The sequence below is a fragment of the Vibrio coralliilyticus ATCC BAA-450 genome, assembly GCF_000176135.1.
Taxonomy (GTDB): Bacteria; Pseudomonadota; Gammaproteobacteria; order Enterobacterales; family Vibrionaceae; genus Vibrio; species Vibrio coralliilyticus.
The window spans coordinates 714,707-727,506 of sequence record NZ_ACZN01000017.1 but is presented as its reverse complement, the minus strand read 5'-3'; the positions used below and the strand labels follow the sequence as shown (position 1 = coordinate 727,506).

Sequence of the window (12,800 nt, the reverse complement as noted above, 5' to 3'; positions counted from 1 at the left end):
ACACGTATTTGAAGGAGCAAAAAATGATACATCGAAATAAAAAGGAACTTGAAGGTGTTCAGTGGGGCAATGGTTCAAGCTTTCGACTACTCACTGAGAAAGATGGGATGGGTTTTACGGTTTGTCACACCGTTGTAGAGGCGGGTAGTGAGTCTCGTCTTCAGTATCGTCGCCATTTAGAAGCTTGTTATTGCATCAGCGGCAAGGGGCAAGTGATTTCAGCCGATGGCAGCACAATCTATGATATTGAACCGGGTGCAATCTACGCACTTGATGAGAATGATCCACATATCCTGATTGCTGATGAAAGTGACGACTTACATCTAGTCAGCGTATTCAACCCTCCATTAACTGGCCAAGAGAAACATCAGCTAAGTGCTGATGGATTTTCACAGTACTAATTTGATTGTCCAATAACAGTTTCTAAAGGACGCAAAATGCAACGTCAGGATAAAAATATAAAAAAGCGTGCGAGAAGTTTCATCGATGCCGCGATACATGAATTAGAAAATGAAGCCAGTAGCGGACGGTTTCCGCGTGATAAATGGGAAGCAATTGCCAGAACTGGGATATTTGAGCGAGCAGTCAGTAGTGTTATCGACAAGCGTGAATCCGTGCTCTCGACCTTATACGGCTTAGAACGGCTGGGAGAAATATGTAAAGACTCCGGCCTGAGCTTCTCAGTGGCTACGCATTTAGCGAGCACGATTACCGCTCTGAATAAGTTTGGCTCGCAGGAGCTTAAACATGAGTTTATGGAATCGTTAGTCAAAGGTCGTCTGATCGGTGCTCATGCCATCAGCGAACCGCAAGCTGGATCGGATGCACTCAGTATGACGACAACGGCGAGAGAAGAGGGTGATGACTATGTGCTCAACGGACACAAAGCTTTTGTCACTAACGGAAGCATCGCTGACGTTATCGTTGTATACGCAAAAACCAGTGATTCGAGTACAGCAGACTGTGTTTCCGCGTTTTTAGTTGATACCAAAACTCAAGGTGTGCGCCTTGGGAAAGAGATGGAGAAAGTGGGCCTACATACTTCTCCTCTATGTGAACTGACACTGGAAGAGTGTCGTGTTCCCAAAGCCAATATGATTGGCCGACGTGGAGCTGGTTTTTTCGTTCTCAGTCATGTGATGCAAAGAGAAATTCTCTTTGCCTTTATGCTCAATGTGGGGGAGATGAAACGTCGCTTAGATCGCTGTGTCAGCTACGTGAACTCGCGTCATCAATTTGATAGCCCTATTGGTTCGTTTCAATCGGTCTCCAACCGAATTGCAGACATGAAAATCCGCTATGAACTGAGTCGTCAGTGGCTTTACCACGTTGCTGAAAAAATGATTGATAACAAGGACATTACGAGTGAAGTGGCTATCGCTAAAGTGTTCGTTAGCGAAAACGCTTTGGCGACATCGGTCGATGCACTTCACATTCACGGTGGATACGGTTATGTCGCGTCAAATGGTTTTGGCGAGGAGGTGTGTAACGCACTGTCAGGGCCAATCTATTCGGGAACAAATGATATCCAACGAGGGCGAATCGCCGCGATGTTGGGGGTAGCAACTCAAAGTAAAAAGCGATCAGAGAGCAACCAGATTCGCGTGCCGAATGTTAAGAAAACCCTCAAAGTAGCTGAACATTCTGAGAGTGAGGCCGTGTTTAATTATCAGCATCCTGATGTGCAGTCATTTGTGCAAAAAGCGTTAGGTTCAGAGAAACTCAACAAGCGAGAGACCGCGGTCAAACTCTACTATGCAGTGCGAGACAAAATTGCGTACATGGTGTTCAACACAGACATCAGTGAGAAGGGTCTCCGAGCGAGCTCTATTGTCAAAGCAGGTATAGGTTTTTGTTTGCACAAGGCGATTCTTTACGCTGCCACCTGTCATTCTCAAGGTATTGAATGTCGTATCGTCGCCAATCGGGTGAACAACCATATCTCAACGCCTGAGCTGCAGGACCTAGTCGGTGGAGAAGTATTCTTACATTGGTACAACGAAGTCAAAATTGACGGTAAGTGGCTTAAAGTTTCCCCGGTGTTTAATAGCTTACTGTGCAAGTTGTATGGGTTAGAAACACTTGAGTTTGATGGCTTTAGCGATGCGCTTGCGCAGCCATATAGCGACGGCGGCACCATGAATTACATCGGTGAACCGATTCGGTTTGAACAGCCAAACTACCAACAATTGATCGATTTGGTTGATGCCCACCACCCGAACATGGTGACGGAGTCAGGTACGGTTCCGCAGGCTAGAAAACCAACGTCTTCTAATGAGAACAGGTCGATTTTATGAAAAAGCAAATTCAGATTTATACCGACTACGTCTGCCCGTACTGCTTGCTTGCAGATCACGTGATTAACAAGGTCATTCAGGGATTAGATGTTGAAATCAAATGGCGTCCTTTTGAATTAAGGCCCGCTCCAGTACCGACACTAAGAACGGAAGACCGATATTTGCCAGAAATTTGGGAGCGTTCTGTGTACCCAATGGCAGCGAAGTTAGGAGTGGCGTTGAAACTCCCTGAAATTTCTCCTCAACCGAGAACAGACAAAGCTTTCCAAGTGTTTGCACTGGCAGAGCAAGTGGGTCTAGGGGACGAATTTTCAGTTGCCGTTATGAAGGCTTTTTTCCAACAGGAAAGAGATATTGGTGAGCCAGATGTTCTTGCCGATATTGCCAGCCAGATTGGCATGGAGAGAGATGAGGTTCTTGAAGCTTTATCAAATGGAACCTACTTAGAGCACCACCAAACGGCGCTGAAACATGCGGTTGAAGAGGCTCGTATCTCCTCTGTTCCAACCATTTATGTTGGTTCACGAAAGTTCTCAGGCGTCCCAGACCCGACAGAGCTAAGACTCGCGATAGAAGCGTTGGACGAAATACAAGCTTAAAAAGGCATTAAAAGTGTGGCTTAGGGAAACTGAGTCACAACAATCATAAACACTAGGAGATATTAATATGATCAGTTGGCTTTACCTCGGCACGGCAGTGCTATTTGAAATCGCAGTGGCTATCTCTGCTGGCAATGCGAATGGCTTCACTAACCCAAAGTGGACCGCAGCGACATTGATTAGTGGTGCGATAGCTACTTTCTTCCTAAGCCTCGCTCTACTCAGTTTTGATGTCGGGGTGGGGTATTCAATTTGGACTTCTGCAGCTGGTGTCGGAATTGTCATCTTAGGCGCTTTGTTCTTTGGTGAACGTCTGAGCTTACAAAAGCTGTCAGGCATTGTTCTGGTTATTGGTGGAGTGATTGGTCTGAGAATGAGTGGCGCTGCATAAACTACGTCGATAAATCATAAAAATTATTAAAAAATAAGAGGTTAATAACATGGCAACAACTAAACAGAACAAAGCAAGTACAAAACAGGCTTGGATAATGCTGCTGCTGGCAGGCGTATTTGAAATCGGCTATGCATTGAGTGTGGCGGGAAGTGAAGCATTCACCGTTTTAAAATGGTCTGTATCCGCCGTCATTTTCTTTTTGCTGACACTTTATGCACTCAGTGTGGCCCTTAAAGAAATCGATGTTGGTATTGGTTATGCGGTTTGGGCTGGTATCGGGGCAATTGGTGCTGCGGTATTTGGCGCTATTGTCTTTGACCAAACGCTGACTCTGTATCAAGCATTTTGGCTAAGTGTCATTATCGCTGGTGTTATATGGCTCAAGTTGGCGAGTAGTGAAAAGCTTCAATCTTCTGACCAAGTATTAGCTTCAAACCAATGATCGATTGAGGTGTAAGTGGTGCTGAAAATACCCACTTACACCCAGATTTTAATTCTATGCGAGGTGAATATGTGTAAGAGCAAGATCGAAAATATGGATACGCTTTTAGATGGTCTGGTGAATTACTCAGTCGATCATGTGCATCAGGGCGGCATCCCTTTCACGGCTTATGTTGTTAATTCAAAAGGAGAGGTGCTTGGCAAAGGGGTTAATAGAGTACTGGAAAACCATGATCCTACAGCGCATGCAGAGGTGGAAGCGATTCGTGATGCATGCCGAAATACCAAGTCTTCTCATCTCAGAGGTTTAACGCTGCTCGCCTCAGGTGAACCATGTGCCATGTGCTACTTGAATGCACTATTCGCTGGTATTAGTGAGGTGGTTTATGTCGCTGATAGAGATGAAGCCGCACGTCATGGTTTTGATTATCGCAACTCATACTCGGCATTGGCAGGGTTCCCCGAAAACTGGGGAATGCTGGTTCGTAAACAATCAACGGAAAATGCGCTTGAACCATTCAAGCTATTGCAAAGTAAAAGGAAATTTTAATGAGTAAGCTGGAACTGGAAGTTCAGAACACACAATCAATTGAACATTTATTCGAGCCAGATGGCTGGAACAGAACGGCTCGAATTGGTGTTGTGGTACCGCATGCTGATGTTGGCCCAGAAGCCGAAATTGGCGCCATGGCAGGAGATCATGCAACGGTTCACGGCAGTCGTATCTTTTTTTCAGCGATGAGAGCGGGTGGTGAGATGGATGACAAAATTCCTCATGCTCCTGTGGAATCTTTTGTGCAGGCACCTTATCTGGATGAGGCTGTAGAGGCAGTTTGTCAGTCACCAATTGATTGTGTGGGTTTAGCCTTTACCAGTTCAGCTTATAAACATGGACCGGATGGAGAAAGAGCGCTGATTGAACGCCTTAAACCAGTAGCAAGAGAGATACCGATTGTTTCAACTTGTCTTTCTGCGGAGCGTGCACTTAAGAAACTGGGAACTCAAAAGCTAGCGGTAGTGAACCCTGCGTGGTTTGACTATGACCTAAGCGCACAAGGCGCGAGTTACTTTGAAAAAGCGGGATTCAATGTCGTTCATCATAGTTCTTGTGGTATTCAAAGTGGGCAAAAGTATGTTACGCCTCAAGCACTTTACACTTGGATAAAAGACGTTGTTTTAGACTCAGGTGCTGACACTGTTTTTGTCGGTGGTAACGGACAAAGATCTGTTGGCATTATTAAAGCGGTTGAAGAAACATTAGGTGTTACCATTATCACTGGGAATCAGCTAATTTTGTGGGACGCATTACGTTCAATTGGCTCAGATGCCAAGATTGAACGTTATGGCAGGCTTTTCAGCTAGAGCATGTTTTGAGGCAGTTGGCATGGGTTAACTGCCTTTGTTCTAGTCTAAGGTTTTCGACTAGCGGATTATTCAGACGTTGGAATTACTAGAAGAATTATACGAATACATCCTGATGTTATCTCTAGGGAACCACCCCAGTTTCTCATAGAATTTTTGGGCATTGAGGTTGTCGTCGTAGACAAACAGGTGAGTTTTAGGAATACCAATCTTGGCTAGTGCGTTAATGGATTGGCTTATTAACTGATAGCCAATTCTCTGACCACGAAACTGAGGCAAGACTGCTAGGTGTTGCAGATAGCCCCTCCTGCCATCGGTTCCAACTAAGACGGCGCCGATAATATTACCTTCACTGATTGCTACGAAGCTTAAATTGGGGTTTCTGTCGAGGTAGAGCGCAATGTTCTCACGAGAATCGGCATCTCTTACGGACATGCCTTCAGTCTGAAGCCACAACCGGATTACGGCGTCGTAATCTTCGATTGTCATTGGGCGGATGGTCACCAATTTAGCCTCCTTGCTAAGCAGATGATGTTGGACGTAAAAATGTTTTAAGTCAATAACTATCAATAAGTTACCGCTTTGTCAAAATTGGCGCCTAATAGCCGCTTTCCTGAAGAGAGTGAAACTGTGCTGAAAGGTGGTTTTTACTCATTGTACAAATAAGCAAGCCTTGTTGAGCATTGTCGGATGTACCTGCTAATTCCCCTTGAGCATTCCAAACACTGTTCTTGCCGCAAGTATCCCATCCACCTGTTTTCGATATGTGATTGCAAAGGAGGACTGGGAACGCATGGTTACGAGCAATGCCAGACAAAATATTAGCATCAGGGGTGAAACCAGTTGGTGAGATCAGAGCACTAACAAGATAAAGGTCGGCTTTGTTGTCGGCTGCGCCTTGGGCGTGCTCAGGTTCAGTAAAATCTGCACATACGGCAAGCGCAATACACTTATTATTAATGTTGAGCACGTAATTGTTTTTTCCTGCAGCGCAATACGCGCCTTCACCGTCATGCAGATACTGTTTGGAGTAGAACTCGATCTCTCCGTTTGGAAAGCAAATAACCGCGGCAATATATGGTTTTGAGTCTGGCACTGCAAGCGGACAGCCCGCAATGACCGTAATATTATGCGCAGTAGCTGCGGACGAAAGTGTATTAATCGCAGGAGTTGATAGATCAAAGGCAAGTTCGTCGGCTAGATCCAGCTCGTACCCTGTTAAAGACAGTTCGGGAAACACGACGAGATTTGCACCAAGTTGAGAAGATTGCTCCACATACATAAGGTGAGTGTGCAAATTGGCTTCAATGTCTCCTCGCTTGGCTGGAGCCTGAGCCAAACCAATGATAAGTGTTTGTTCCATCTTTAGTTATGCCTTTCCTTTAATGGCTTGCCGCTAGGCTACTGGCAGCATTTTCCTGAAATCTGAATGGGTGGGCAGGGAATCGTGCCATAAGAGCAAAATACACAGCAGTCTCCTGCCAGTGGCTTAAGTAGTTCGCCACAGCTTTTACATTCATAGAAGTAAACGCAGGCGTTATCTGGCATAGATTCTAGACTCGAAAAACCGCATTTAGGGCAAGTCAGTTTGGATACTGTTACTACTTCCATAGTTGCATCTCCACCATGTGCACTATTTAAGCATAGGTGCGAATATCAGACTAGGGTTTCAACCACTTTAAACCATGGTAAGGTTTTGATTTTAAGCTTTGTAAGCGACTTTCCAAACTTCCACAGTGAATCTCTAGTTTATGCCTATCGGGATCGAGAATATACACAGAGGAACCTTCACTTTGGTTACTTTTCCATTGCTCAGCTTTGTGCTTTTCTAGGTGTTCACATAATGTAGTAAAGTCTTCCTCAGCGACATTAAATGCAATATGACTGTAATCGGTTTTAGGGCAAGGTGAGTCTAGAGATAGGCACAACCACAATTCCCCTATCGAGAGGTAAGCACCTTTCTCCCATTTGACCTCTCCCTCGAAGCCAAGAACACGAGTATAGAAGTCCAACGAACGTTCTACGTTACTTACAGCGAGAGTGATGTGGTTGAGTCCGGTTATCATCGTTTATCCAACAGGTTTTGTTTGATTAGTCTGCGCTTGGCTTTTCACAACGGAAGAAAATGAAATTAGGGTTGTTCTTCAAACGCTGATAAGTAGCTTCACAAACGGATTTCACTTTTTCATCCACGTTACCTTCGGTAATACGAGATATCTTTAACCCAGACGCACTAATTGCCTCACTTATTTCCATCAGAGAGCGTCGATAGAAGCTCACTTTGACCGGCGTACCGACCGTGTTCCACTCTTCTTCGATGTATTCGCGTTCAAAGTAATTGCCCGAGATTGAACATTCAAAATCTGCAAAAGGGTGATGGGTTGAAAATACGATGTAGCCGCCGGGTTTAAGGACTCGATACATATCCGCGAAGACTGATGTGAGATCTTCGATATAGTGCAACACTAGAGGGCAGACGATGACATCGGCGCTACTGTTTGACTCTTGAGGAAGGCCTTTCGCAATATCCTGTACGTAAGCGCTGACTTGATCGCCCAGTTTGGCCTGAACAAGATCGATCATATCGCTAGACGCATCAACACAAGTTAGTTGCTTCACCGATTGGCTGATAAACCACTCAGCATACACGCCTGAACCGCAGCCCATGTCAACGACATCAGCACCTGAAAGGTCATCGAGAAGCGCCATGGTTGAAGGGCGTTCTAGCAAGGCGTTGTAAATGTTGTCCTTGACGACAGCATCGTACTGTTTAGCGTGTTTGGTGTACATTTCAGACATGATAGAGACCTTTTGTGTGAGCAGCGAATCCGCTATAGGAGAGAAGCGTATTGTAAGCGCGAACGTCCGGCGTGAACAAATGTTGATCTTTTATTGATCGCGTAATGAATCGATCGCGGTGTGAATGGAATCAAATTGAATCTTTATAATACAAACTTGAGCTTTGCTGAATTCATGTGCCTGAATTAGTTCGGTTATTTCGGTCAAGTCGTATGTTTTTGGCATCATGTTTAACCCGATTTTTTCAGAGTCTGATTCCAGTTGGAAACACCTCCCTCCAGAATCGATGACCAAATCGTTGGTGTCGAGTATCAGTGATTCTAATTCTCGAAAAAGCATATCTTGTGAAGCGAGGAAAATGAGTTCGTTATCACCTTCGAACTTAAGTAAAGCGGGCCATTGAATCTCACAGCCCTCTTTGTTGATTGCGGTATCTATCAAAACGATTCCTTGGGTTTTTGGGTGAACAAAACTTGATCAAGACTCTATTGTATAAACATTTTCCTTTTTTGATGTGAGATATCAACCATTTAATTTTTGCTGACTTTAATACATAGATGTGGTGCTTTGACCTATTGCTGCTCCCTTGTTTAATGTTGGATTTGTTACTTTAACTATTTGATTAAAATTGTTTTTTTGGGGCTTGAATTTGGTGGCTTCTTAGTGTTCTTAGTCTTGTGACGCTTTTTTAGGTATGCCTAGGAGATGGTTAATATGAAGTTTGTATATTTAAGATGTTGTTTTATATTTATTTTTATTCATTGAGTGCATAAAAAGATAAAACGGCTATTTCCTACAGTAATCGTAGCTTTATGCGGATTGAATGGCTGTTTGTTAGTGATATACATTCTCATTGGGATTGTTCCCGCTATAAATATTTGGAGAATTAAAATTGAAAACTAACAACGTCATTGGCTTAGTGGCCCTACTTGCTGCAACCTGCGTTTCAGCTACTGAAACCATTACCTTTCCTGAAGCTTCTTCTTCAGTTCCAGATGCACCTATTGTCTTTCCGAAATCTCAGCACCCGATCGCTCTGTTAGGCGGCTACACAGTTGAAGATGGGGTTCTGAGGTCTAGAACTTACGACTGTGGCATTAATATCAGTGATTTAAACCTTACCGCTAAGCTGATATGGGATGGAGTTACACCTAAACTGGCCATAATGGGTGACGATTTAATCATGTGCCGCTCGGGAGCAAACAGCCCGTTTGAGCTTGACCTTAATGCCTTCTTTAATAACCTTCCTGATCATGTTCTAACTCGTTTAGAAGTGGCAAATCCAGTCGACTTCAATCGCTAATCCCTAGATTCATGACGAACTGAAGTTCTTACCTCATTTAGGGCACTACTCATCAGATTGTGCCCTTTTTCAATACACTACAGAATATAAAATTGTGAAAAAAATACTGTTGTCTATTTTAGCGCTTGGGCTAAGTTTACCCACGAGCGCGACTTCCTCTGTGTACAATCAATACGAACATCATAAAGCGATGAGGGATAAGGTCAGTCAGTGGGTGGACTGGCAATCTCAGGAGCATTCACTCAGTGCAGTCGACGCGCTCAATGTGGTGAAAAAGAAGCACGGCATTACCTATATGCCAGACTTGTTTTTTACGCGGCTGAAGGAATCTGCCAACCAAAATTTTAGTACAGAAGGTCTCTCTTCATTAGATGTCGCCATCATTAATGAGTCAGCTACGTTATTCGTTATGTCACAGGCTCACGATTTGCCTCATTATGAGCTGTTTCCAGCAGAGTATATGAAGCAGACTTTTCTGGACAACTTGTCACGAGAGCTAGAGCTTGCTTCCCCTTCAGCGGAAGATGAAGCACTGTATCTGCAACGTTATTATCAAAATGATCTTCCTGGTTTGGCCATATACTCGATAGCGTTGAACATAAGTTTAGAAAAGTATGGAGAATCTCAACTGCTCCAAAAGCTAGCACAGCAAACGGGTAGTCGTTATGCAGACTCAATACGTCAATTTTTGATTTCAGGTTTCTCAGGAGGAGGAGCATTCAAAGATCGCTTAGAAGAGGTGTTATTGGCTGAACTTAAGCAATCGGCAACTGACTGGAAGCCTGTCTATGACGACTTTTCGCAGTATCAAAATGGTTCACATCCCTATGCTCGAGTTGGAGCTATGTTGCAAACGACACTTTTGGCCCGCTGGCCATCGCTAAGAGAGGCAAATAGGGAAAACCTACAGGATTGGTATCAACATATTGAGAATCTACCTGGCTCAAAATATGGTTACTCTATGGTCGGCGAAGCTTTGGTTAACGATGTTCGTCAAATAAAACAACAACCGCATCATAGTCGTTGGAGCTTTCCTTCGCTAGCTGCGATCACGATAGTGACGCTAATTGCTCCTGAGGTGGTTGGCGAGTTAGCGTTGGGAGAAATCGCGCAAGGGCTACTGTTTTCAAGGACGATGTTTAATGGAGCGAGAGTGGCTGATGCCGTCTATACGAGCGAAGTTGTTGAACTTGCCACAGAAGAAACAGCGGTATTGGGCGAACAGATGACACAAAGTGGCGCTTTACAGGTGAGTAAGGTCGTTGACTCAACACTCATTGGGCAACAAGTGGAGCCAGGGTTGCATTACTACTTAGGTGAAGGGGCTGCAGAAGGCGCTGATTTTGTCGCGAATATACAAGGAGCTTGGCAACGAGTTCGACGCTTCCCTTCAAGTAACGAGTATGCTTTGTTTGAAGGAGCTGGTTCTTTCGGCGTGCATAAGGTAACCCGAGCCGGAGCCACGGGGTGGTTGCTGAATCAAACCGCTACCAGCCTCAACAATTGGGTCTCCTCGGGTGAATATCGTCATGTACTACTACTTGGGAAAGGAGAGCCGGCGTCACTGTTTCGACATTTTGGAGAGAACGTTAAGAGTCGCTATGGTATCCCTCAAGGGAATTTGTATAGTGACGGTGACGTAAGCTCTCGCCACCTCAATAACTTGTTCCCTCACGCGCAATCCGATCAACTGTCATCTTTGACGTTCAATCATCGTTTGGATGTGGTTGCTCACGGTAATCCTTATGGCCCAGTTTGTATGAATCAAAGTGGTATTGAAACATCACTGACACCGACAGGATTGGCAAGAAAGCTTTTCGAGTTGGGTCTTCGACAGGTTGGTGTACTAAAGGTGCAGTCATGTAACGTTGGTGGAGGGTTTTATTTATCGAAGCTTGAAACAGAGCTAAAGAAAATCGGCATTGACGTTGGCTTTCTGGCCGCTCCGAAGGGATATTTAGTCCAGCTTCCTCGTTTACCGAGAGCCGTATTCGATCCGTTTCCTAACTTCAGCGCTGATCGCTATGAAGTGATATCGACAGGGTTGCATCAAGGCTTTCCGGGTACTCGATATCATTAAACGTTCGTAAACAAAGGAAAAATAAAAACGCATCACCCAGTCGGTGATGCGTTTTTGTTCTTATCATTTACTGGTTTCGGTACATCTACTCAAGCTTATCTAGCGCTTGGTAACGATCAAAGTCCACTTTGTGGTAGGTGCCTTCATCGATCATAATGGTGTGAAACTCTGCCTCACCGTCAGAGTTGATGAAATTAACTTCAAGCCACACCTGATCGTATTCGTCAATTAACCAGACTCGCCACAGCAAGTTAGAATCGATGACACGTTGATAAATTTCATAGGTGTCGTACAGATGGTGATTCACATCCCCAGAAGCACTCTGTAGATCGCTCGGTAGCTTAGTGACTTGAACCAGGTAATCCAATTCAATCATGTCAGTGGCCTCTGGTTAATGTACTTGGAGTCGAGCTAGCCAGCTCGGCGGCAATACGACTAATACAACGTACTGCTGATTGACTGACAGCAGAAAGTTGATAAAAACCATGTATGACACCTAAATATCGTTCACAATGCGCTTCTACACCATGCTTCAACAGCTGACGGTAAAGCAGCTCACCTTCGTCTCTTAATGGATCAAATTCTGCTGTGATAATAGAAGTTGGAGGTAAACCTCGAAAGTCACCACATAACAGCGGGTTGAGTTCAGGGTTTGCATCAATGTGCTCTGGACTTTTATCACCAAGATACATATCAAAGCCAGACAGCAGCATTTTGTCGGTAATGATGTAGTCGGTTGCATTAACTTTGTAACTGGCCGATGAACCGTGCGGATCAAGCATTGGGTAAATGAGAATCTGGCGCTCAGGTAGCCAGTCTTGTCTTTGCTTAAGGCGCATTGCTGTCACTAACGCGAGATGGCCGCCGGCACTATCGCCTACCAAGGAGATACGTTCGGTATCACCACCATATTTCGAGCCAATTTTTCGGATTGCGACAACGGCATTGTAGGCATCATCGTGAGCGGCAGGATAAGTGTGCTCTGGCGCCAATCGGTATTGAACGCTGATCACCACATTGTTAGATTCAGCCGCGAGTTGACGCAACTGCTGTTCATGGGTGTCAAAGCCTCCACTGATAAAGCAACCTCCGTGAAAGTAAATCGTTATCGGCAAGTGAGAAGCGTTGCTGGGTCTGAAAATTTTGAGCGTAATCCCGTCAACGATATCGATATACACCTGCGCCATCTCAGGGCCTTTGCCTGCCAACTCAACTGTTGATTGATAACCAGCACGTCTCGCTTCAATGGGTTGCTCAGAAGGACAAGGCTTTCCGGCTGCGATGAACCCTTCAACCAATTCTCGGATACCTGACTCTAAGTGTTCAATCATTATTATTCCTTACCACTAGACTGAATAGTTTTGATTCTAATTTTATAAATTCAATATGTGTATACATACAGTTCAGTTTTTGGGAGATAGCGGTCAAATCGCTGTGAATATGGGGATTAACGTAGCCTTAAGCAGTGATTGAAGACGAAAATGTGTTTGATTTTCTAGAGCACATTTTGGGAGAGAAAAGCCTT

Annotated in this window: 17 protein-coding genes; 9 read left to right on the top strand and 8 right to left on the bottom strand. The window is 44.6% G+C overall.

Annotation, left to right across the window (positions count from 1 at the left end; genetic code table 11):
* Positions 1 to 23: 23 nt before the first annotated feature.
* The 7 genes from VIC_RS18455 to VIC_RS18425 all read left to right on the top strand — a co-directional run bounded on the left by VIC_RS18455 (position 24) and on the right by VIC_RS18425 (position 5,093).
* Positions 24 to 401: an ectoine synthase gene (locus VIC_RS18455; RefSeq protein ID WP_006961648.1), complete on the top strand. Its 378-nt coding sequence runs from the start codon at positions 24 to 26 to the stop codon at positions 399 to 401.
* A gap of 36 nt (positions 402 to 437) precedes the next feature.
* Positions 438 to 2,297: an acyl-CoA dehydrogenase family protein gene (locus VIC_RS18450; RefSeq protein ID WP_006961635.1), complete on the top strand. Its 1,860-nt coding sequence runs from the start codon at positions 438 to 440 to the stop codon at positions 2,295 to 2,297.
* A complete protein-coding gene (locus VIC_RS18445; protein ID WP_019276344.1) occupies positions 2,294 to 2,896 on the top strand; it encodes a DsbA family oxidoreductase in 603 nt (200 codons plus the stop codon). The genes VIC_RS18450 and VIC_RS18445 overlap by 4 nt, the downstream gene beginning before the upstream one ends.
* Positions 2,897 to 2,963: 67 nt before the next feature.
* A complete protein-coding gene (locus VIC_RS18440) occupies positions 2,964 to 3,287 on the top strand; it encodes a DMT family transporter (protein ID WP_006961633.1) in 324 nt (107 codons plus the stop codon).
* Positions 3,288 to 3,336: 49 nt separating this feature from the next.
* Complete coding sequence (locus VIC_RS18435; RefSeq protein WP_006961632.1) at positions 3,337 to 3,732, top strand: DMT family transporter; 396 nt, start codon at positions 3,337 to 3,339, stop codon at positions 3,730 to 3,732.
* Between the two features lie 93 nt (positions 3,733 to 3,825).
* On the top strand, positions 3,826 to 4,281 hold the full coding sequence (locus tag VIC_RS18430) for a nucleoside deaminase (RefSeq protein ID WP_019276346.1): 456 nt from the start codon (positions 3,826 to 3,828) through the stop codon (positions 4,279 to 4,281).
* The gene (locus tag VIC_RS18425) at positions 4,281 to 5,093 is read left to right on the top strand and encodes a maleate cis-trans isomerase family protein (RefSeq protein ID WP_006961630.1); all 813 of its coding nucleotides are present in this window, start codon (positions 4,281 to 4,283) and stop codon (positions 5,091 to 5,093) included. Before VIC_RS18430 ends, VIC_RS18425 begins: the two co-directional genes overlap by 1 nt.
* Before the next feature lie 72 nt (positions 5,094 to 5,165).
* On the opposite strand, the gene VIC_RS18420 is transcribed toward VIC_RS18425, so the two are convergent.
* The 6 genes from VIC_RS18420 to VIC_RS18400 all read right to left on the bottom strand — a co-directional run bounded on the left by VIC_RS18420 (position 5,166) and on the right by VIC_RS18400 (position 8,333).
* Positions 5,166 to 5,600, bottom strand: a complete 435-nt coding sequence (locus VIC_RS18420; RefSeq protein ID WP_039952186.1) for a GNAT family N-acetyltransferase — start codon at positions 5,598 to 5,600, stop codon at positions 5,166 to 5,168.
* A gap of 91 nt (positions 5,601 to 5,691) precedes the next feature.
* A complete protein-coding gene (locus tag VIC_RS18415) occupies positions 5,692 to 6,456 on the bottom strand; it encodes a carbon-nitrogen hydrolase family protein (RefSeq protein WP_006961629.1) in 765 nt (254 codons plus the stop codon).
* 38 nt (positions 6,457 to 6,494) lie between these two features.
* The gene (locus tag VIC_RS27215) at positions 6,495 to 6,704 is read right to left on the bottom strand and encodes a GDCCVxC domain-containing (seleno)protein (RefSeq protein WP_080555946.1); all 210 of its coding nucleotides are present in this window, start codon (positions 6,702 to 6,704) and stop codon (positions 6,495 to 6,497) included.
* A 50-nt stretch (positions 6,705 to 6,754) separates the two neighbouring features.
* Positions 6,755 to 7,159, bottom strand: a complete 405-nt coding sequence (fos, locus tag VIC_RS18410) for a fosfomycin resistance glutathione transferase (protein ID WP_039952185.1) — start codon at positions 7,157 to 7,159, stop codon at positions 6,755 to 6,757.
* Positions 7,160 to 7,184: 25 nt separating this feature from the next.
* On the bottom strand, positions 7,185 to 7,892 hold the full coding sequence (locus tag VIC_RS18405) for a class I SAM-dependent DNA methyltransferase (protein WP_006961627.1): 708 nt from the start codon (positions 7,890 to 7,892) through the stop codon (positions 7,185 to 7,187).
* A gap of 90 nt (positions 7,893 to 7,982) precedes the next feature.
* Positions 7,983 to 8,333 (bottom strand): DUF4144 family protein, encoded by a 351-nt coding sequence (locus tag VIC_RS18400; RefSeq protein WP_006961626.1) that lies wholly within the window; start codon positions 8,331 to 8,333, stop codon positions 7,983 to 7,985.
* A gap of 451 nt (positions 8,334 to 8,784) precedes the next feature.
* Between VIC_RS18400 and VIC_RS18395 the strand changes: the two genes are divergently transcribed.
* Both VIC_RS18395 and VIC_RS18390 read left to right on the top strand, forming a co-directional pair.
* Positions 8,785 to 9,195, top strand: coding sequence for a hypothetical protein (locus VIC_RS18395; protein ID WP_006961625.1), 411 nt, complete (start codon positions 8,785 to 8,787; stop codon positions 9,193 to 9,195).
* Positions 9,196 to 9,289: 94 nt separating this feature from the next.
* Entirely contained in the window at positions 9,290 to 11,275 is a 1,986-nt protein-coding gene (locus tag VIC_RS18390) for a hypothetical protein (protein WP_006961624.1), read from the top strand.
* A gap of 85 nt (positions 11,276 to 11,360) precedes the next feature.
* Here the strand turns inward: VIC_RS18390 and VIC_RS18385 are convergent, their stop codons facing one another.
* Both VIC_RS18385 and VIC_RS18380 read right to left on the bottom strand, forming a co-directional pair.
* Positions 11,361 to 11,651 (bottom strand): hypothetical protein, encoded by a 291-nt coding sequence (locus VIC_RS18385; protein WP_006961623.1) that lies wholly within the window; start codon positions 11,649 to 11,651, stop codon positions 11,361 to 11,363.
* A 1-nt stretch (position 11,652) separates the two neighbouring features.
* Positions 11,653 to 12,606 carry an alpha/beta hydrolase gene (locus VIC_RS18380; RefSeq protein ID WP_006961622.1) on the bottom strand — a complete coding sequence of 318 codons (954 nt, stop codon included), beginning with the start codon at positions 12,604 to 12,606 and terminating at the stop codon, positions 11,653 to 11,655.
* Between the last annotated feature and the right edge of the window lie 194 nt (positions 12,607 to 12,800).